Here is a 21614-nt window from a genome sequence, read left to right on the forward strand (position 1 = left end):
AAAAAACATACAACGAAATAAAAAATTCATATCTTTGGCCCGGATATGAAAGATCCAAAAACCATAGTTCTGATAGAACTCATGCCTCTTTCGCGATACTTGCAGTCAAAAAATAATCTTATTTTTGTAATATTACATATTTGTCTGAATATTTTGTAGTTATGTATATTTTCATCTGTGCAAAACATGATTCTGTACCCATCAAAAAAAGGTGTAAGAACGATAAGTGATGAAACCTAATGCTTGTGTTAATTTATCTTTGGTAAAGCAGAGGGCTTATTGTATAATACCGGTTTCTTGACAACAAAATACAATCTTTAATAATAGGGCTGAAATCCGGCTTTTTTGCGGGCAAAAAGGGCTTTGTCGCCTGAGGTGCGCAGTTTTTTGCCACGAAAACGGTCGTAATTGCCCTGAGGTGCGCAGTGTATATAGCATGACGACCGTCTTGATGGCGACGAAGACGGTCGTAAAGGGAACGAAGACGGTCGTCATGGCGGGAAAGCCCCGGAATCGGTTTGAGATATACGGAAGATGGTCTCAACTTTTTTATTACAGGCGATTCTCCGGGAGTTCAGGTTTTTCACAATATCCGTTCTTTCTCCTATCTGATTACAAAGAGACATCGTTTTTTCATTTTCTGCCTACGACGTTTTTTCAATCGTTACCAATTCCGGTAAAAAGCCGGCAAAAAGTCAAATAAAAACGATCCGGAATTTTACCCGAAATAGAATCCGGGCCAATCTGGGGTTATTGTCATTTAATCTGGTGATGTTGGTTACAATTGGGCGGAGTAGTCCCCCCCGCCCCAACGCCCTCATTATTTCTTATCTTCTAAACAAAAAAAATACAATAACCTCCCTTAAAAGGGGCTTTTTGTATATTGCTGGCAATCAGTGTTATAGTATGTATAAGATTATTAATAAATATTACCCGCGATAGTAAATCGAAAAATATGGGATAGAAATCTCATTTTTATGGGGTAGTATTTCGATTTGGACCAACGGGTATTTTGGAAAAATAGACAATAAGACAAGAAAGAATGCCCCCCTCTTAAACAATGATTTTGAAGATAAAGTGACAAAAACAAGTAGCCTGGGGCGGGGAATTCAATCGCATTCGAAATCGGACAATACTTCTGCCGTAGTGGAATTGATTTTCTTATCCAATACATAAATCCGGTAAAACAGGCTCAACTCTTTTCCGGGTTCTAAGGTGAATGCCTGCTGCTTGGTCGGTGAGAAATTCCACATGACATCACCGGCTGGCTTATTGACTGTTTTATCCCATACGCGCAAAGGTTCGGGATAGTTCAGGTTGGAAGGGGCGGCGACGATCAGGATGCAGGCTTTTTCGTTTCCCGCTTTCCCTTGGTAATAGCACCAACGGGCTCTCGAACCATCCGCCTCGTCGCGGGATAGACCTTCCGAGGTGAGCATTTCGGCTGTCTGCTCGTTCCAGTCCTCGCGCGTACGAATACATATGCCGCCATAGCGGTAAGCCTCCATTGTGATCGGGCTGGAACCGGCAAGGCGGACGGTGGTATGATAGTCGATATAATAGCCAGGTAAGGATGTCGTCCCTATCTTGATTTCCAGACGTTCGTTCATCGCTACCTTTTCTGCGGGGGAATCGGGGTAAACCACATGGTCCAGCGTCGCAACAAAACCATTGTCGGAAACACGCTCGAAGTTGCGGAAGCGGACTGTCCCTTGTTTTTTGTGGAGATTCCAGAAGTCGATCTCATTACCTTCGAAGGTGGTTTTCGTCCAGGCGTACCACAAACCGAAATGATGGTAATGATCGGCAGGCGAGCAATTGGTCATCACTTCGCCTCCTAATGTCTTCAAAGGGTGGATGAAACCGCTGCGTTTATAAACCGAATCAACGCCCGGAGCCGGGTAAACCGTGGCATAATTATAAGAGAACAACAGTTTGTCTCCCATCTTATAGTCCAGGGCTTTCCCTGTGTCGACAACGGAACAGGATGTTTTGGAAGGCTGGCAAGAGCCTAAGAACAGAGAAATCAAAAAAACACCAATAGAAAAAATAGCAGTTTTCATAATATGACAATTAAATAATAATCAGTTATCCGGCATGCGGCAGGGCAGCGTGAACCAGAAAGTGGAGCCTTTGCCTTCGACCGATTCCAATCCGATTTCACCTCCTAAATGGTCTACGAAACCTTTGCATAAAGCAAGTCCGAGTCCTACACCTTTGGAATGGTTTTCCACAGCCTGCACGAAACGGGCAAATATTTTCTGCTGCATTTCTTCCGGAATGCCTTTGCCCGTATCGGCCACAAAAAAACGAATTTTTTCCGTTCCATCCCAATTATAACCGATCCGTATTTCTCCCTTCGACGTATGTTTGATAGCATTAGACAGCAAATTCGACAAAATCTGGACCAAGCGATGGCGATCCGTATCAATAAAAATATCGGGAACGGGGTCTTTTAGCAAAGCGACAGAAGGCTGGATTTGCAATTTTGCCGTTTCATACAATCCGTTCACGATATCGGGAAGAAACACCTTCGAGTAAGTAAACGAAATCGTATCCGATTCGATCCGGGAGATATCCAGCACATCGTTCAACAAGTTGAGAAGCAGTTCGTTGTTTTCTTTAATGATCCGGATATATTGTTTACAGACTTCCGGGTTTTCCTCTTCTACCAGTAATTGTGAAAAACCGGCAATCGCATTGAGAGGCGTACGGATTTCATGATTCATATTGGCCAGGAAAGCGGATTTCAAATGATCGGAACGTTCGGCTTTGTCTTTCGCCTTGACAAGCTGCTTTTTCAATCGGTGGTTTATTCGTATCAGGACAAACAAGAAGATACAAAACAATGCCAGTCCCAAAATCATCAAATACAGTTCACGGGATCTTAACGTAAGCTGTTCATTCTCCAACTTGATCAGGGCGGCTTCGTCCCTGGGTTCAAACTGGCCGGTTTGTTCAAAATAGGCATCCTGCCGGACAGAACCCTGCAAATCTCTCTCGTATGCCGGTAAACCGAATCCGGGAAAAACCGACATCAGCATGGATATTAATATGTATGACAGTAACCGTTTCATTCCAGGCTTCGCTTATTTGTTAATTTAATGAATGGTCCGGTAATATGAATTCAATATGGGTTCTTCCGGACGAATCCGGAAAGACAGTCAAAGTACCGCCCATCTTGACAAGCAGACCTCTGCTGATCAGCATTTCGAGTTTCATGTCTTCCAACCTGCCGGAAGTCTGGGCGAGACGGTCGAACAAGGATTGATATTCTTCCTGTGCCATAGTCCAGTTCTCGCCGGATATCGTAAAGTAGACTTCATTTCCGCGGCTTTCATATTTGATAAGGATGCGACCTCCACATGTGTGAGTCGCAGCATAATGAAGCAGGTTGAATAAAGCCCGGTTCAATCGTGCCGGATCTGCCGTAAACGTCCTGTCTTCACAAGGGAGCAAAAGGATTTCCACATCGTCAGGTATATTTTGCCGGATGCTGCTGCAAACCTCTTCTGCCAATCCGTTTAAGCTGATTTTTTCATACTGGAACTGCATTCTGCCGGACTCGATTTTAGAGACATCCAGGATATCGAATATGACGCGTTGCGCCCGCTCGTTACGCGAACAGATTTCGGCGGCATATTCCTGTTTCTTGCCGGTTTCGGATTCCCGGATCAGAGCATCCGACAAACCGGATATATCCTGTAGGAATACCTGTACTTCGTGGCTCATGTTTTGCAGAAAACCGGATGTTTTCTCATCGGCCCGGCGAGCTTTCTTTACAGCCGCCGCCAGTTCCTTCTTTATCCGGTAAAAGCGGAACAGGTAAAAGAACAACAGGAGGACGGTTATGGACAAAGCCAATACCAGGACGATCTGGACATGTATAATAAAGATTCGTTTTTCGCTTTCCGCTTCCAGGCGCTCCATGTCATAGGCCGGTCGGAGCTGTCCGGATTGTTCGGCAAAGCCGGTGTCGCCGATAGCCGGGCATACGGTATCACAGGGTAAAGTGTGGATGGTTTCCATCGCACCGTCTACCTGCCCCCAAGCCATACCTGTTGTGTAGAACAATAATAACAAGGAGATTACATATTTAGCAATAGCACTCATTAACTCCTTTAAGTAATCATCAACCTTAATTTTACCCTATTACGCGAGTTGCAGATTCTGATCAAATAGTTGCCTATTCTAATCAATTCACAAATGTAGCAAAAGAATTGGAAAAACAATCAAATAATCCGATAAGCCTTCATTTTTAATGGAAATAAAAAACCTGCTGAAAAGCCTCATTCCGATTGGCGAAATATTTCTTTAATCGTTTGCGTGATATGGGGATTTAGCATACCTTTGCACGATAATAACCATAGATTGGAAGAAATTTCTAAATACAATTAAATAACTTAAATTATTATCTTATGTGGTTACTTAATTCTTCTATCGGGAAGAAGCTGATAATGAGTATATCAGGTCTCTTTCTTGTTTTGTTCTTATTGTTCCACTTGTCAATGAATGTGGCGGCTGCTTTCTCTGGGGAAGCCTATAACATGATTTGTTCATTGTTGGGAGCAAACTGGTATGCCGTGGCTGCCACTCTGGTTCTGGCTGCAGGCATTGTGATTCACTTTGTGTACGCTCTTATTCTGACACTTCAGAACCGTAAGGCTCGCGGAAACGACCGTTATGCAATTAACGCTCGCCCGAAAGGAGTGGAATGGGCATCTCAGAACATGCTGGTACTGGGGATTATCATTATCCTGTTCATGGTACTTCACTTCAGCCAGTTCTGGTACAAGATGATGTTCGCCGAATTGTTGGGCCATCATGAAGTTGCTTTGGGTGCTGCTACGGTATCTCCACAGGATGGCGCGGCATTCATCAACTACTATTTCCAGGGTAACATTTTGATTACTGTTCTTTACCTGATCTGGTATGCAGCCCTGTGGTTCCACCTGACTCACGGTTTCTGGAGCGCTATTCAGACAATCGGATGGAATAACACGATCTGGATGAACCGTTGGATTTGCATCTCTAAGATTGTAGCAACTGTCATCTGCGTGCTGTTTGCTATCATTACTATTGTTTTCTACGTGAACGGTGTAGGAGGCGATTGTGCTGCTGTTTGTGCAGGCCATTAATTTAAGGTGTAACATTATTGAAAATAAATCATTATGACTCAAATAGATTCTAAAATCCCTCAGGGCCCGTTGGCTGAGAAGTGGAAAAATTATAAAGATCATCAGAAATTGGTGAACCCCGCAAACAAACGTCGTTTGGACGTGATTGTAGTAGGTACGGGTCTGGCTGGAGCTTCTGCTGCGGCTTCTCTGGCTGAAATGGGCTTCAACGTGCTGAACTTCTGTATTCAGGACTCTCCCCGTCGCGCACACTCTATCGCTGCACAGGGTGGTATCAATGCTGCAAAGAATTATCAGAATGATGGTGACTCCGTTTACCGTCTGTTCTACGATACAATCAAAGGTGGTGACTATCGCGCCCGCGAAGCTAACGTTTATCGTCTGGCAGAAGTCTCCAACAATATTATCGACCAGTGCGTAGCACAGGGCGTACCTTTCGCACGCGAATACGGCGGTCTGCTGGACAACCGTTCATTCGGCGGTGCTCAGGTATCGCGTACGTTCTATGCCCGCGGCCAGACCGGACAGCAGTTGTTGCTGGGCGCTTACTCTGCTTTGAGCCGCATGATCGGATTGAACAAAGTGAAGATGTACACTCGCCACGAAATGCTGGACGTCGTTAAAGTAGACGGTCGTGCACGCGGTATCATTGCCCGTAACCTGATTACTGGCAAAATAGAACGTTTCGCTGCTCACGCTGTAGTAGTTGCTACCGGTGGTTATGTAAATACATTCTTCTTGTCTACCAATGCAATGGCTTCCAATGGTTCTGCTGCTTGGCAGTGCTACAAGAAAGGTGCTTATTTTGCTAACCCTTGTATGGTCCAGATTCACCCGACTTGTGTTCCTGTACATGGCGACTACCAGTCTAAACTGACTTTGATGTCCGAATCATTGCGTAACGACGGTCGTATCTGGGTTCCGAAAAAGCTGGAAGATGCAAAAGCATTGCAGGCTGGAACTAAGAAAGGTAAAGATATTCCTGAAGAAGACCGCGATTACTATCTGGAACGCCGCTATCCGGCATTCGGTAACTTGGTTCCGCGTGACGTTGCTTCACGTGCTGCCAAAGAACGTTGCGACGCTGGTTTTGGTGTAAATAACACAGGTTTGGCTGTATTCCTTGACTTCTCCGAGGCTATCAACCGTCTGGGTAAAGAAGTGGTAAAACAGAAATACGGTAACTTGTTCGATATGTACGAAGAAATTACCAACGACGATCCATACGAAACTCCGATGATGATCTATCCTGCACTTCACTACTCAATGGGTGGTCTGTGGGTAGACTATGAATTGATGACTTCTATCCCAGGGCTGTTCGCTATCGGTGAAGCTAACTTCTCGGATCACGGTGCTAACCGTCTGGGTGCATCTGCATTGATGCAAGGTTTGGCTGACGGTTACTTCGTATTGCCTTATACTATCCAGAACTATCTGTCAGACCAGATTCAGGTTCCGCGTTTCAGCACAGACCTGCCTGAGTTTGCAGAAGCTGAAAAGGAAATCAAAGCCCGTATCAATAAATTGATGAGCATCAAGGGGAAGGAATCTGTTGACTCTATCCATAAGAAATTAGGTCACATCATGTGGGAACACATCGGTATGGCTCGCGATGCTGCAGGTTTGAAGGAAGCTATCCAGATGTTGAAAGACCTGAAGAAAGAATTCTGGACGAATGTATTTATTCCGGGACAGGGCGAAGACCTGAACGTGGAATTGGAAAAAGCATTGCGTCTGGCTGACTTTATCGAAATCGGCGCATTGATGGCTCACGACGCATTAGACCGTGCGGAATCTTGTGGTGGTCACTTCCGTACAGAACATCAGACTGAAGAAGGCGAAGCACTTCGTCACGACGACAAGTTCATGTATGTATCTTGCTGGGAATATCAGGGTGAAGACAAAGACCCTGTTATGCTGAAGGAAGATCTGAACTATGAATTCGTAGTACCTCAGACTCGTAACTACAAGAAGTAATCAATCTATTACAAAAATTAGAATCATGGATAAAGATATAAATATCATACTAAAAGTTTGGCGTCAGAAAGGTCCGAAAGAAAAAGGACAGTTCGAAACTTACCAGCTCAAAAACATCAATCAGGGAACTTCTTTCCTTGAAATGTTGGACATACTGAATGAACAACTGATTAATGAAGGTAAAGACCCTGTTGTATTCGACCATGACTGCCGCGAAGGTATCTGTGGTATGTGTTCACTTTATGTAAACGGACATCCGCACGGACCGGCTACAGGTGCAACAACCTGCCAGCTTTATATGCGTCGTTTTAATGATGGCGAAACTATTACGATCGAACCGTGGCGTTCTGCCGGTTTCCCGGTTATCCGCGACTTGATGGTTGACCGTTATGCTTACGATAAGATTATCCAGGCAGGTGGTTTCGTTTCTGTAAACACCGGCGGTGTTCCTGATGCCAACGCAATCGCTATTCCAAAGGATGATGCGGAAATGGCTATGGATGCGGCTGCTTGTATCGGTTGCGGCGCTTGTGCTGCTGCTTGTAAGAACGGTTCGGCTATGCTGTTCGTTTCAGCAAAGGTAAGCCAGCTGGCACTGTTGCCCCAGGGTAAGGTGGAAGCTGCACGCCGTGCAAAGGCTATGGTTGCCAAAATGGATGAGCTGGGCTTCGGTAACTGTACGAACACCCGTGCTTGCGAAATGGAATGCCCGAAGAACATCTCCGTTAGCAACATCGCCCGCTTGAACCGCGAGTTCATCTCTGCCAAGTTGCAAGACTAATACATTATATATATGTATATGGAAAAGCCCGTTGCCATTGGCAACGGGCTTTTTTAATTTCGTTCAAGTCCACAAAAAAGCCGCACTCCCTATAATAAAAACGGATGCGGCTTTTTTGTTGCTTTCCAGTGAAACAGTCTCTCGATTCCCCCTCTGCAAAGACTTTGTTAACCTTAGATCTAAAATACTATGAAAAAAACTCACTGCAAATATAAAGTATATTTATTGAATACGCAAGAGTTTTTGTTACATTTTATTGCAAATTTGCCACTTTTTGTTTTAAATTTGACACTGTGTGCGGATTCACACTGTTATTATATCAATAACCTATCGATTCCGGCACTTTAGAGTCGCTTTGAAATCCACTTCCTATCTGAAATTTATCGGGGATGGAATTCAGGATGCCGAACAACTCTTCCACTGTCTCTGCGCGCAACATGGCGACACGTGTTTGTTTGAAGTCGGCAATACCCTTGAACAACGGGGTTGCAGCCAGATGGCGGCGGATATGAAGGATTCCGCGGCGTTCATCCAAACGTTCCACACTTTGCTCTACCTGCTTTTTCAGTATATCCAGATACCAGGAGAAGGATTCGGCAGGCAGTAGCTCGCCCGTATTCAGATAATGTTTCACTTCCCTGAAAATCCAGGGGCGGCCTATGCTGCCCCGGCCGATCATTACAGCATCCACACCCTGTTGTTCGAAACGTTGTTTACAGATTTCGGCGGAAGTCACATCGCCATTACCGATTATAGGGATCTGCATGCGGGGGTTCTTTTTTACCTCGCCGATCAGTGTCCAGTCTGCTTCTCCCGTATACATCTGCGCCCGGGTACGTCCGTGGATGGAAAGGGCGGCGATACCGCAATCCTGCAGTTGTTCGGCCAGGTCTACAATAATCCGGTTGTCGGCATCCCAGCCCAAGCGGGTTTTTACGGTGACAGGAATGTTCACCGCTTTCACGACTTCGCGGGTGATTTCCAGCATCAGCGGGATATTGCGCAGCATACCGGCGCCTGCACCTTTGCCTGCCACCCGTTTGACCGGGCAACCGAAATTGATATCGAGAATGTCCGGGTGAGCGGCTTCGCAAATCTGTGCGGCTTCGACCATTGTCGGAACATCGCGGCCATATATCTGGATGGCGACGGGACGCTCTTCGTCTGCAACGTTCAGCTTTTGCTGTGTCTTATTTACGCTGCGGATCAGGGCGTCTGCCGAAACGAATTCGGTATAAACCATATCCGCACCAAAACGTTTACACATCAACCGGAAAGAAATATCTGTAACATCTTCCATCGGAGCCAGGAAGACGGGGCGTTCGCCTAAGTCTATTGTACCTATTTTCATATTTATATCATCAATAACGGGTACAAAGGTATTGATTTCCTGCTAAAAACAGGGATAAAAGAGTATCTACTAAAAAACATAGTAAAATAACTATACAATATAGTTGTATTACTAAATAATATAGTTATATTTGTGCATTCCTCTAATAAAAAACGGATTATGGTCAGATTAACATCAAAAGAAGAAGAGATATTGGGCTACTTTTGGGCGAAAGGCCCCCTGTTCGTTCGCGAATTGCTCGATTTGCAGGAAGAACCCAAGCCGCATTATAACACCTTGTCCACGATTGTCCGCTCACTGGAAGAAAAAGGATATATCGGATACAAGGTGTATGGCAATACGCACCAATACTATGCACTGGTATCGGAAGACGATTACCGGCGAAATTTCCTGAAACAGGTGATCGGCAAATATTATGACAACTCGTACACCCGTGTCGTTTCGACGTTGATAGAAGAAGAGGCGCTCACGATCGACGAGCTGCAGGAGCTGATCCGGCAGATCAAGAACAAATAAAAGCCAACGCTTATGGAAGCCTTTCTTCTATACATATTAAAATCCGGCATTTGCCTGGTTGTATTCTACGTCTGTTTCAAGGCGTTGTTCAGCAACGACACGTTTTTCCGGCTCAACCGCTGGATATTGCTGGCGGGAACAGGGATTTGCATGCTTCTGCCACTCTGCCGGATCAAAACGTCCCGGCCTCTTCCTCTTAGCCGTCCGGTCAGTCAACTGGAGATGGTTTTCCATGAAGAAGATGAGGCGATGGTGCTTCCGGTTCCGGAAAAGGAAGAAATGATTACGGGTGTGACGGAGCAGGAAAAGACTTCCGTCCCCTGGACTGGGATCATCGGGATTGCTTATTTTACAGGCTGTTGTATATGTCTGGCCACAACAGCCCTGTCATTCAGGAAAATGCATCAACTGGCGGGGAGTGGCAGAAAATTAAGACAGGGGAAGTACACGTTAATCCTGTTTCCCGGCTCCTTGTCTCCCTTCAGTTGGGGGCGCTATATCTTCCTTTCGGAAGACGATTACCGGAATCATCCGGACGAAATCCTCACACACGAGAAAATGCACCTTCGCCATAACCATTCGGCCGATCTGGTTTATATGGAAACGATCCTTCTGCTGCAATGGTTTAATCCCGCCGTATGGCTCTTAAAAAGGGAATTACGGGATATACACGAATACCAGGCGGATAAAGGCGTACTCAGTCAAGGCATCGATGCAACAAAATATCAACTATTGCTCGTGAAAAAAGCTGTCGGCTCCAGCCTCTACACTCTTGCCAACAGCTTCAATCACAGTAAAATTAAAAAACGTATTACTATGATGTTAAAAAAGAAATCGAACAATTGGGCCCGGTTGAAGCTTGCGCTCCTGGTCCCGGTAGGCCTTGCGGCCTTAAGTGCATTCGCCCGTCCGGAGGCAAGTCCGCCGCCGGCAGCGACAATGACCGGCAACATTCGTCTACCGGTTAACAAAAGTACGGTAAATCAGGGAACTATGCAACAGGATCATGTAGTTTTCCTTACCTACAAAGAATCGGGTTCGGAGGATCTGAACAGTATAGTATGTAAAAATCTGGACAGGATCAGAACGCGAGTAGCGGAAGGGCAATTCAAGAACGCCCAGGAAGTGGCAATTAATCCGGCTTTTGAGGATGTCCCGGCTTCTTATCTGGAACAGGTAAAAGCGGTTTTGGAAGAAAGAGGGGTTAAATGCAAGATCGACATGACTGTTCCGAACACGATCATGGATGATGTTGCCAAACCTTACCGCAAATATGACGATGTGGTTTATCTGATTCAGAACAAAAAGATTGTCGCGGGACTTAGTATAGGCAAGTTCAGTGCGAATCAGAATGATTCTCGGCTGGATCAGATATCCATGTCGGCTCCTCTGATTCTTCAACCTGAGAACTCCAAAATTTCCAGACAAGAGATGGAAAAACTCAAAGGCCTGTTGGAGAAAAAAGGGTTGACCGGCGAAATCAATATGAAAGTTTTTAAGATCGGAGATGCTGCAGCTCCACCTCCTCCGTCACTACCTCCTGTGGGACAGGTTATTTTCAGCTATCGGGACGGACAACCGGACCAGCAGTTCGTTTTATATGATCGCCATGCCAAACCGGGGCCTAATCTCGGACAACGCATAGACAAGATTTACAGGGATAATATTACGAAGGTAAGCGTCAAGATCAACAAAAGCGCTCCTAAAGATCTGGTGGAAACCGTCAAGCAAGAACTGAAGAAAAAGATCGATTATCCTGTTCAGTACGAAATATTGCAATTTGTCGACTAAGGATCAGTGACATAGATTGTATCTTTATCATCCTCTCCGTTTGCAAAACCCATTCCGGGAGAGTGAACGGGGAGGAATAACCTTTTCATGGAAGAGATTGTCTATCGCGGAATGTTAGTATCTTTACTCCTTCAAAAGAAGGATTCGGATGATATATAAAATAGAGATACTCTTTCTCATTTGCCTTCTCACAGCTTGTTCTTCCGTCGGAGAGAAGGAGGTTGCGACTACCGGTGAACTTCTCCGGCAGGCGGCTTTTTATGGAGAGAGGTTGCAGTTTCAGCCGGCGTTGGAGACTTATCGGCTGGCAATCAGGCAGGCGGGGAAGGAAAAAGACAGTGTTGCCCTTTCCATTGCCTATCTGGAAACCGGGAAAATTTACCGGAAGCAATCATTGAAGCGGAAAGCGCTGGAAAACGGGCAGAAAGCATTAAGCTATATCAAAAGCCCTGCCGCTGACTCGTTGCGGCTGGAGCTTTATCGGGAAATAGGGGATGTTTACACCTTGTCCGGACAGGCAGACAGTGCCTTTCACTATTACGAAATGGCCGGTTGCCGGATAAAACAGGCGACGATCCTGCGGCAGAATGGAAGAGGCAGAGAAGCTGAAACTTTATTAAAAGCGGAGTTGGAACAAGTGATTGCCCCAAAAGAAAGAGCGGAGGTATGCTTGGCTTTGGCCGATTTGCAGATTTCTTTGGGAAAATTGGAGGAAGCCGAAAAGAACTTAAGCCAGGTTCCTCCTTCACACCCGCACCTGTATGCAGCCCTGTCCCGCATCGCTCAAAGCCGTGGCGATAGTTTGCAGGCTGATTTTTACCACAAAAGCTACCTCCACCACTTATCTGAACTGCGACAGGAAAAAGAACAAAACCAAATCACCCGTCTCCTTTGGACTTCGGAGCACAAAGAATGGGAGAGGCGTTTGTCCGATAGCCAGAAGACGCACGAAGGGCAGATATATGTCTGGATCGCTCTGCTTATCTCCTGTAGCACCGGAATCTGGGGATATTCCCGTTACCGGCAGAAGAAGGCTGTCGTTTCTCTGTCCGAGGCGGACTTCCGTTCTTCGGAAATCTGCCTGCGTTTCCACAGCAAAGAGGAATGGAAACCGGCTTCCAAAGACTGGGAAGAATTATTGCAAGCGTTCAACCGGGCCTATCCGGAGTTTCGGGAACGGCTGAAGAAAGAAGTCCCGAAGTTGAGCGAACAGGAATGGCGGATGTGCTGCCTGGTCAAAATGGAAGTTCCCCCTTCGACCGCCGCCATGCTTCTCTGCTGCACCAACCAGGCTATTTCGATGCGCCGCGTACGCCTATACCGGAAAATAACGGGCGAAAAGGGGACACCGGAACTATGCGACTCCTTTATTCGTGATTTTTAAGCGGATGTGAACTGATGTGAAACCGGAAAAGTAGCCGTATCTTCTACTTTTGTCTGAAAAAAAGCGTATGAAAAAGATGTTGTTCGGGCTTATGACAGCCATTGCCACTTTTACCGGATGCGAACCCAGGCAAGCCTCCGGAGAATTACCCCGGATCGATCTGACAGCAACAAGTTTTGCTTCCGGTCAGTTAGGGATTGCAGACGAAATAGAATCCATCGAATATGTCCCGTTGGAACTGACGGATGAATCCTTGATCGCAGATGTGTTGGACTTATGTGTTTCCGATGAATACATCTTCGTCTATTCCACCCGTCAGGACGGTGTCCTGCAGTTCGACCGGAAAGGGAAGTTCCTCCGTTGCATAGCCAAAACGGGAAATGGGCCGGGAGAGACCGGACAGATCATCTCGTTAACCGTAGACGAAGAGAACCGCCTTTTCTGTGTCAGTGAATACTTTTCCACCTCTTTCTATTCTTTTGATGGAGAATTCATCAAAAAAATAGAGAATCCCCGTCCTTACTCTTACCAATTTTCGGTCGGGCCGAATACGATGGTTGAATTGGGCAGGATGTATGTTCCTATGAATACGCCGGGCATGTTCAGTCTCGGAGTGTTCAACTGGGCTACGGGAGATACGGTCGCATTCCGGCATACGATCGGAGATACGAGCCTGATGCCTTTGGAAGAAACAAGCCTGAAAGGTTGGATCTACAGCGGCAGCATGGACGGAATGCTTTGCTATTCGGACGGGATAGACACGGTCTGGAATGTAAATGCCAAGAATATCGTTCCGGCTTTCCTTATCAACACGGGCTATTCTGCCGAGGAGGAGAAAGAGACGCGCTCTTCCAAGACCGGAAACGAGGCGGTAGACGGGAAATATAGTGTCTTCGGCTTCTTCGAGACACCCCGGCATTATTTCGTCAAATGTTTCGAAGGTTCAGACCAGTCCCAATTCTATCTATACGGTTTGGATAAGGAAACCGGTGAGTTGAAGCGTGAAACTTCTTCGCTCAATGCGCAGGAATTATTCAAAAACAACTGGACACTGGCAGGAATAGGCATCCGGAATACGAAAGACAACGGTCTACCTGTCTGGCCTTACCTGTCTTATCCCAGCAAAAAACAAATGGTGCAGTTTAATACAGCCGTAGAAATCGAATATCTCAAAGAGAAATATCCCGGCCTGAAGGAACACCCGGTTTTGCTGCAGGTAACGGAAGACTCGAACCCGCTCGTCACGATTTATCATATGCGCTGATCCGGATAAACAAGCATAAGCATCCACTCCGAATCCCCATACTTATGGAATTTTAGTTTCATAAGTATGAGAGCGGAAACGGATACCTATGCCTTTCTTTTCGGATATAATGTTTACCTTTGCGAACGAACCAGTAAATGTATAATAACTTGAACGAGAAAGATTTTGAAATAATGGCGCCTGTCGGTTCGTACGAATCGCTGATGGCGGCTATCCAGGGAGGAGCCGATTCTATCTATTTCGGTATTGAAGGGTTGAATATGCGTTCGCGCTCTTCCAATAACTTTACGACAGACGACTTGCGTAAGATTGTTGCGATCTGTCGTGAGCACGGTATTAAAAGCTACTTGACCGTCAATACGGTTATTTACGGGGAAGACTTGCCTCTGATGCGCGAGATTATCGACGCGGCGAAAGAGGCCGAAGTTTCTGCGATCATTGCGGCCGATGTGGCGGCCATGAGCTATGCCAACAGCATCGGGCAGGAGGTACATCTCTCCACACAACTCAACATCTCCAATGCGGAAGCGCTGAAATTTTATGCACGCTTTGCCGATGTCGTCGTCTTGGCACGCGAACTGAACCTGAAACAGGTGCATGAAATCTACCGGCAGATCGTCGACGAACAGATCAAAGGCCCGAAAGGAGAACTGATCCGCATCGAAATGTTCGCCCACGGAGCCCTCTGTATGGCTGTTTCCGGCAAATGTTACCTGAGCCTGCACGAGATGAACGCTTCCGCCAACCGCGGAGCCTGCATGCAGATCTGCCGGCGCGCTTATTCGGTAAAAGACAAAGACAGCAATATCGAACTGGATATCGAAAACCAGTACATCATGTCGCCTAAAGACCTGAAGACGATCCATTTCATGAATAAGATGATGGATGCAGGCGTACGGGTATTCAAGATCGAAGGACGCGCTCGCGGCCCCGAATATGTCCGTCTGGTGACCGAATGCTATAAGGAGGCCGTGCGTGCCTACTGCAACGGTACTTTCGACGAAGAGAAGGTCGCCGCTTGGGACGAACGCCTCGGCAGCGTGTTCAACCGGGGGTTCTGGGACGGTTATTACCTGGGGCAACGGTTGGGTGAATGGAGCAGCAAATATGGTTCAGGCGCGACTAAGAAGAAAGTTTATGTCGCCAAAGGAATCAAATATTTCGACAAGATCGGCGTGGCCGAGTTCGAAATGGAGTCCGGCAGCCTGAAAGTGGGCGATGAGATCCTGATTACAGGGCCGACAACGGGTGCGGTCATGCAGACGATAGAAGAAATCCGTGTAGACTTGAAGCCGGTGGCCGAGACTGTCAAAGGCGAACGATTCTCCTTCAAGGTAAACGAGAAAGTCCGTCCGTCCGACCGGTTGTATAAAATGGAAAAGGTTCAACTTGAAAAAGTATTTGAATGATGAAAGAGTATATTTTTAGACTGACAGATAAGGTCCGCGACTACGAATGCGACCTGCAGGGAGTGGTCAACAATTCTAACTACCAGCATTATATGGAACATACCCGTCATGAATTCCTGGAATCGCTCGGCGAGAACTTCGGAAAGATGCACGAAAAAGGGGTTGACGGATTTGTGTCGCGGGTAGAAATCCAGTATAAAACCTCCCTCAAGAGCGGTGACAGCTATATCTCTTGCCTCAATGTTTATAAAAAAGGTGTCAAGCTCGTATTCGAACAGGACATTTACAGGGCTTCCGACAATGCACTGGCAACGAAAGGAATCGTTGAGTCGGTTGTCGTTGAGAACGGAAAGCTGACACGCGGCGAATATTTCGACGAAATGCTAAAAAGAATAGAACATACATGACAGACAAACAGATTTACCAAATCGGCCTTACTATGATAAACGGCGTGGGAGATATCCTGGCGCGCCATCTCCTGCAAACTTTGGGGGATGCAGAGGCCGTGTTTGCTGAAAAGCAACGATTGTTAGAGAAAGTACCAGGCATCGGCAGCACTATCGCTGCCGAAATCAAACGTCCGGAAATCTTGCAACGGGCAGAAAAAGAGTTGGCCTTTATCGGGAAAAACCATATCTCATGCTATTTCCTGACCGACACGAATTATCCGGTACGTCTCAGGGAATGCCCGGACGCTCCCATACTTTTCTATTTCAAGGGAAATACAAACCTCGACGCAACTCGCATCATCAGTATCGTAGGCACACGCAATGCGACCGAATACGGACGCACGCTGACCGAATCCCTGATAAAGGATCTGGCCAAGGCGATCCCGGATCTGCTGGTTGTCAGCGGACTGGCTTACGGCATCGACATCTGCGCCCACCGGAGTGCTTTGCATAACCAACTGCCGACCATCGGCGTGCTGGCGCATGGCCTGGACCGGATCTATCCTTCCAGCCATCGGAATACGGCTGTCGAGATGTTGGAATCAGGCGGGCTGTTGACCGACTTTCCCAGCGGGACGGAACCGGACCGCCCTAATTTCCTCTGGCGTAACCGGATTGTCGCCGGAATGTCAGACTGTACGATCGTGGTCGAATCGGCTGAAAAAGGAGGTTCTCTGGTGACTGCCGATATTGCATTCTCCTACGGCCGGGATGTCTACAGCTTTCCGGGGCGTGTCGGCGACAGCCATTCCAAGGGCTGTAACAACCTTATCCGGCAAAACAAAGCCGGCTTGATCACCTCTGCCGACGATCTGCTCTCCGCTCTTTGTTGGGATGCACAAGCCACGGCTGCTCCCGTGCAAACGGAACTGTTCTTCTCCGACACGGACGTTCCCGCCCCGGAACAAAATCCCGTTTTAGCCATCATGCGAACGCGGAATGAGATCCATATCAACGAGCTTGCCCTGGCATTGGAGATGCCGGTACATCAACTTTCTACGCTATTGTTCGAACTGGAAATAAACGGGAAGATAAAAGCGTTGCCGGGAAACATCTATAGACTGTCCTGACCGGCCCCCTATACCGATTTATACGTGGGAGAGGAAACGAAACCCCTATAAACAATTAAAGGCTGTCTCACGACAACCCCTAACCAACTTTGTTAACCTTAAATCTAATACTATTATGAAAAAACCACAGTGCAAAGATACACCCGTCAAGAGCATTTGTCAAGCATTTTACAGCTAATACTTGTTAACCGGACGGGTATGAATAGCAAAAAGATTTTAATCAGCCCTAAAGAGTCTTTTAAACCGCGCTATTTTGTTAAATCGAGCCCCTGGAACAGGTACGGATAGTCCGTTTCGATCACATCGGGACGAGTGCCGATCTCCGACTGATAACCGGCGATTTTCTCAGTTTCCGTTTTCGCGCGGTCGTGTGTCGGAGCAACGGAAATCATGCACATGACTCCATTCCGGTGCAGGGCGTCATACAACGGTTGCTGTTCGGGCTTCATCTTCGGGCCGACATAAGCCATCACCTGTCCCCAGGGAATGCCGGCTTTCTCATATTTGTCGAATTCTTCCCGGTTCTTACACCAGCAGGAAAACATCGCATCCGGTTCACGGTCGAGATAATAGCGGGCTTGCCCGGCGTTATGCACCGTGTACATGACGTTGGCAGGCTTTTCCTTTTCGATAAAATCAGCCATGACCTCCAAGGGGACATCCTTGATATCCAGATTCAGGATTGTTTTGCCCTTGCTCCATTCCAGGCATTCTTTCAAGGTCGGAATCTTGAAAGCAGTCACGTTGCCGTTCCGGTCTACCAGATTGAATTGTTGCAGCTCTGCATAGGTGTAATCCGAAACTTTTCCTTTTCCGGTGGTTGTCCGGTCGATGGTTTCGTCGTGCATCAACACGATCACCCCGTCTTTTGTCAAACGCGGATCTATCTCGAAAAACGATTCCATATAGGTCAGGGTCTTTTCGAACGATTCGATGCAGTTCTCCGGATAGCCGTCCAGCATTCCGCCACGATGCCCGCTGACCACAATCGGGCGGTCGGGAGCATACCGGAAATAGGCATGCAAATCCCTGCTGTCCTCCACCGGAATATAATGAGGATTTTGTTTTTTGTCCGAAGCCGAAAGGCTCCCGGCAGGCATAAAGCCTCCTAAAAGAAGTACGAGAATAAAAGATAGCATTTTCATGATATTCGTATTTACATAGATTCCTTATCGATTACACGGCCTAAAAGTAAGACTTTTTTACCAGTGCCATACCACAAAAAGCAATACAAAAACATGAAAATATGACCGGAAATGAGAAACGCAAGGGAAGAGCATTTGTCAAGCCTTTTGCAACTAATACTTGTTAACCGGACGGGCTGCATGCTATTTCGGATCAACCTGTACCCTTCTTTCCGCATAGGCCTTGATTCTCTCCTCACAGCTTTGCTTCGCGATATCCCGGAGCAGTTCTACTTTCGGGATAAGCGCTTCGATGTGTTACGGGCATAACTTCCGTAGAGAATAATCATCTCGCACTCAGGAAGTACTTCCAGTACGCACTTTACGATTCTTCTGAGGTCATCCCGCTTTTCTTCGGGAAGGTAGTTGATGGATGTTTTCATGCTTCGTTTATCTATGTGCAACAAATGTAATCATATTTAAAACGAAATCCATCTATTTAGATAACAAGTTATTCCCATGAAATTTCGGGTAAGCCAAAATAGGACCGGAAACAAAGGGCGGACGGGAAGAGGCAGGTATATAAAAAAATTAAGGATTGTCATCACGACAACCCCTAACCAACTTTGTTAACCTTAAATCTAATACTATTATGAAAAAACCACAATGCAAAGATACACCCGTCAAGCCCGTTTGTCAAGCCTTTTACAGACAATATATGTTAAGCCCTGGCGGCTATTTTGCCAAAAAGTGTTAGCTATTTTAAAACTATACAGATTACGTGCAAAAACTGCTAATTTTAACGTTTCCTATGCCTCTTTGTTACCGGAAAAACATTCACCCCGTGCTTCCGAAAATATCCCCTTGTTGCATATAAAACTATTTTACCGCCATACTATTCTTTAATTTCCGGTTGCGATTATGTAATCGGCGGCGGTGACTATATAATCAGCGACGCCGATTTTATAATCACCGCCGCTGATTACAAAATAATAGCTGGGTGAGTTAAAAATATATGGCTTGCGGCGATCTATTTTGATGCGGTTTTCCTATATGAAAGACGAAAAGTGCAAAGGTAATGAATAAACCCCTTTTGCAGGCGGAGTTGCAGGAAATGGATTCCGGTATCGGATCGTTAATACAAATTAACGCATTATCTCTTGCATATTTACGACAGATTCGTAGCTTTGCGATACGATCGTAAAAAATAATATAGAAAATGGAAAGATTAACAAGACAGGAAGAGGATGTGATGCGCTGGATCTGGCAGATTGAGCCGTGTTTTATCAAAGACATTCTGGCGAAGTATGAAGAGCCTAAGCCTCCTTATACGACACTCGCCTCTATTGTGAAGAATCTGGAACGTAAGAAATACGTGAAAGCAAAACGTTACGGAAATACTTACGAATACAGGCCGCTGATCCCACAGGAAGAATATAAACGGACGTTTATGGGAAGTGTGGTGAACAACTATTTCGAGAACTCTTACAAGGAAATGGTCTCCTTCTTTGCTAAGGAACAGAAGATTTCGACCGATGAGTTGAAAGAGATTATCGACATGATTGAGAAAGGACGAGAATAAACCGTTAAATACATGATGCCATGACACCGGAATTTGCCTACTTCTTGAAGGTAAATGTAGCTTTTATACTCCTTTATGCCTTCTACCGGTTGTTCTTTTACAAGGACACCTTCTTCAAACTGCGCCGTACCATCCTGTTGGCGTTCTTTGGAGTGTCATTGCTTTACCCGTTGATGAATATTCAGGATTGGATCCGGGAGCAGGAACCGATGGTGGAAGTCATACAAATGTATTCGGCAATCTTGCCCGAAACGACGATAACTCCTGGCAATGTTCCCGAAACAAACTGGCATGATCTGTTGCTTTCCGGTGTTTCTTATCTCTATTGGGGCGGCGTTATCGCCTTGTTGCTCCGTTTTTTAGTGCAGTTGGGCAGCATATTGTTGCTGGCACGGCAGTCGGAAGTGGCATTGATCCGTAACGTGCGTGTTCATCTGTTGGATAAACCTGCCGGTCCTTTTTCCTTTTTCCGGCTGGTATTCCTGCATCCCGGCTGCCATTCTGAGAAGGAGATCGATGAGATTCTGACACACGAGTGTACGCATGTCGACCAGTGGCATTCGATCGACGTGATTCTCTGCGAGCTGGTTAGTATCATCTGCTGGGTGAATCCGTTTGTCTGGCTGTTGAAAAGGGAGGTGCGCCATAACCTGGAATATCTGGCGGACGATACGGTGCTTGAGTCGGGCTATGACAGCCGTAGCTACCAGTACCACCTTTTGGGGTTGGCGCATACCAATAAATCGGCAGCCTCTTTATCCAATAACTTTAATATGCTGCATCTGAAAAACCGGATCAGCATGATGAACAAGAAACGTTCCCGGAGTATCGGGAGGACAAAATACCTGATTTTTATACCGGTTGTGGGCGCTTTGCTGATCCTGAGCAATGTCGATGCATTGGCTCGGATCACGGATGAGTTGGCGGAAAGCACGTTTGCCGATGTCTTGCTGCCTGACGCCATCCTGCCATTTCCGGTGGCCAGTCATGTCGCTCCGGGTGAAAAACGTGAAGAGTATGTCCTATCCGAAGAAGGGGCGGAAGCTGTCAAGCGTGCCCGTAACCAGATCTTTACGGTTGTAGAGGTGATGCCGGAATTTCCGGGCGGGCAGGGCGCTTTGCTGAAATTCCTGAAAACGAATGTCAAATATCCGGAATCGGCTATGAAGGAAGGCATAGAAGGACGGGTTAGTTGTTCTTTCGTTGTCGGAAAAGACGGAGTTATCTCGGATGCGGAAGTGATCCGTGGGGTAAGTCCGGCGCTGGATGAGGAGGCTTTGCGCGTGGTAAACTCCATGCCGGTGTGGTCGCCGGGAAAACAGAGGGGTGAAGCGGTTAATGTCAAATATACGGTCCCGGTAACTTTCCGGCTTTCCGGTGGAGAGAAAAAGACCTCTTCGCGTATCGCGAAGAGGCAGATTAAGGAAATCGATACGTCCGGTCGCATCTTTACAGTCGTGCAACATATGCCGGAATTTCCGGGTGGACAGGCTTTGTTATTGAAATATCTGGCAACACGGATAAAATATCCGGTTATCGCCCAGGAGAATGGAATACAAGGCCGTGTCTCTTGCTCTTTCGTTGTCGATACGGATGGAAGTTTGAAAGATATAAAAGTGGTCCGTGGAATCGATCCTTCGCTGGACAAGGAGGCTGTCCGGGTGATCCGGGAAATGCCGAAGTGGAATCCCGGCGTACAAAATGATATGGCTGTAGCCGTAAAATATACGGTTCCGGTTACTTTCCGTTTGCAGTAATTGACCGGAATAGGTCATAAA

17 protein-coding genes and 1 pseudogene are annotated in these 21614 nt (G+C 46.6%); 12 read left to right on the forward strand and 6 right to left on the reverse strand.

What is annotated here, in order from left to right; translation table 11 throughout:
- Positions 1–1109: 1109 nt before the first annotated feature.
- From H8S65_RS02805 to H8S65_RS02815, 3 genes are read right to left on the reverse strand one after another with little or no spacing between them, the layout of a single operon-like run.
- Entirely contained in the window at positions 1110–2063 is a 954-nt protein-coding gene (locus H8S65_RS02805) for a DUF6807 domain-containing protein (protein ID WP_186928448.1), read from the reverse strand.
- 21 nt (positions 2064–2084) lie between these two features.
- Positions 2085–3077, reverse strand: coding sequence for a sensor histidine kinase (locus H8S65_RS02810; protein ID WP_186928449.1), 993 nt, complete (start codon positions 3075–3077; stop codon positions 2085–2087).
- A gap of 19 nt (positions 3078–3096) precedes the next feature.
- Entirely contained in the window at positions 3097–4113 is a 1017-nt protein-coding gene (locus tag H8S65_RS02815) for a sensor histidine kinase (RefSeq protein WP_186928450.1), read from the reverse strand.
- Between the two features lie 305 nt (positions 4114–4418).
- Between H8S65_RS02815 and H8S65_RS02820 the strand changes: the two genes are divergently transcribed.
- From H8S65_RS02820 to H8S65_RS02830, 3 genes are read left to right on the forward strand one after another with little or no spacing between them, the layout of a single operon-like run.
- Positions 4419–5138 (forward strand): succinate dehydrogenase/fumarate reductase cytochrome b subunit, encoded by a 720-nt coding sequence (locus H8S65_RS02820; protein ID WP_186928451.1) that lies wholly within the window; start codon positions 4419–4421, stop codon positions 5136–5138.
- A gap of 33 nt (positions 5139–5171) precedes the next feature.
- Entirely contained in the window at positions 5172–7115 is a 1944-nt protein-coding gene (locus tag H8S65_RS02825; RefSeq protein ID WP_186928452.1) for a fumarate reductase/succinate dehydrogenase flavoprotein subunit, read from the forward strand.
- Between the two features lie 25 nt (positions 7116–7140).
- On the forward strand, positions 7141–7896 hold the full coding sequence (locus tag H8S65_RS02830) for a succinate dehydrogenase/fumarate reductase iron-sulfur subunit (protein WP_186928453.1): 756 nt from the start codon (positions 7141–7143) through the stop codon (positions 7894–7896).
- Positions 7897–8215: 319 nt separating this feature from the next.
- Here the strand turns inward: H8S65_RS02830 and dusB are convergent, their stop codons facing one another.
- Positions 8216–9247 (reverse strand): tRNA dihydrouridine synthase DusB, encoded by a 1032-nt coding sequence (dusB, locus tag H8S65_RS02835; RefSeq protein ID WP_186928454.1) that lies wholly within the window; start codon positions 9245–9247, stop codon positions 8216–8218.
- A gap of 159 nt (positions 9248–9406) precedes the next feature.
- Here dusB and H8S65_RS02840 point away from each other — a divergent pair, with 159 nt between their 5' ends.
- The 7 genes from H8S65_RS02840 (at position 9407) to dprA (ending at position 17130) form a co-directional block, all read left to right on the forward strand.
- Positions 9407–9763: a BlaI/MecI/CopY family transcriptional regulator gene (locus H8S65_RS02840; RefSeq protein WP_186928455.1), complete on the forward strand. Its 357-nt coding sequence runs from the start codon at positions 9407–9409 to the stop codon at positions 9761–9763.
- A 12-nt stretch (positions 9764–9775) separates the two neighbouring features.
- A complete protein-coding gene (locus tag H8S65_RS02845; protein WP_186928456.1) occupies positions 9776–11554 on the forward strand; it encodes a M56 family metallopeptidase in 1779 nt (592 codons plus the stop codon).
- A 148-nt stretch (positions 11555–11702) separates the two neighbouring features.
- Complete coding sequence (locus tag H8S65_RS02850) at positions 11703–12938, forward strand: tetratricopeptide repeat protein (RefSeq protein WP_186928457.1); 1236 nt, start codon at positions 11703–11705, stop codon at positions 12936–12938.
- Positions 12939–13005: 67 nt separating this feature from the next.
- A complete protein-coding gene (locus H8S65_RS02855; protein WP_186928458.1) occupies positions 13006–14202 on the forward strand; it encodes a DUF4934 domain-containing protein in 1197 nt (398 codons plus the stop codon).
- A gap of 149 nt (positions 14203–14351) precedes the next feature.
- Positions 14352–15611 carry a peptidase U32 family protein gene (locus tag H8S65_RS02860; RefSeq protein ID WP_186928459.1) on the forward strand — a complete coding sequence of 420 codons (1260 nt, stop codon included), beginning with the start codon at positions 14352–14354 and terminating at the stop codon, positions 15609–15611.
- The gene (locus tag H8S65_RS02865) at positions 15611–16018 is read left to right on the forward strand and encodes an acyl-CoA thioesterase (protein ID WP_186928510.1); all 408 of its coding nucleotides are present in this window, start codon (positions 15611–15613) and stop codon (positions 16016–16018) included. The genes H8S65_RS02860 and H8S65_RS02865 overlap by 1 nt, the downstream gene beginning before the upstream one ends.
- The gene (gene dprA / locus H8S65_RS02870; protein ID WP_186928460.1) at positions 16015–17130 is read left to right on the forward strand and encodes a DNA-processing protein DprA; all 1116 of its coding nucleotides are present in this window, start codon (positions 16015–16017) and stop codon (positions 17128–17130) included. The genes H8S65_RS02865 and dprA overlap by 4 nt, the downstream gene beginning before the upstream one ends.
- Before the next feature lie 248 nt (positions 17131–17378).
- On the opposite strand, the gene H8S65_RS02875 is transcribed toward dprA, so the two are convergent.
- Positions 17379–18269, reverse strand: a complete 891-nt coding sequence (locus H8S65_RS02875) for a glycerophosphodiester phosphodiesterase family protein (protein WP_186928511.1) — start codon at positions 18267–18269, stop codon at positions 17379–17381.
- 299 nt (positions 18270–18568) lie between these two features.
- Positions 18569–18697: pseudogene (locus tag H8S65_RS02880) on the reverse strand (HEPN domain-containing protein); the annotation flags it as partial.
- Between the two features lie 776 nt (positions 18698–19473).
- Between H8S65_RS02880 and H8S65_RS02885 the strand changes: the two are divergent.
- Together H8S65_RS02885 and H8S65_RS02890 are read left to right on the forward strand one after the other, a co-directional pair.
- Positions 19474–19836, forward strand: a complete 363-nt coding sequence (locus H8S65_RS02885) for a BlaI/MecI/CopY family transcriptional regulator (RefSeq protein WP_005633254.1) — start codon at positions 19474–19476, stop codon at positions 19834–19836.
- Between the two features lie 20 nt (positions 19837–19856).
- The gene (locus tag H8S65_RS02890) at positions 19857–21593 is read left to right on the forward strand and encodes a M56 family metallopeptidase (protein WP_186928461.1); all 1737 of its coding nucleotides are present in this window, start codon (positions 19857–19859) and stop codon (positions 21591–21593) included.
- Positions 21594–21614: the final 21 nt, after the last annotated feature.

Origin of the sequence: Parabacteroides hominis (assembly GCF_014287585.1) — a bacterium.
GTDB lineage: Bacteria > Bacteroidota > Bacteroidia > Bacteroidales > Tannerellaceae > Parabacteroides > Parabacteroides hominis.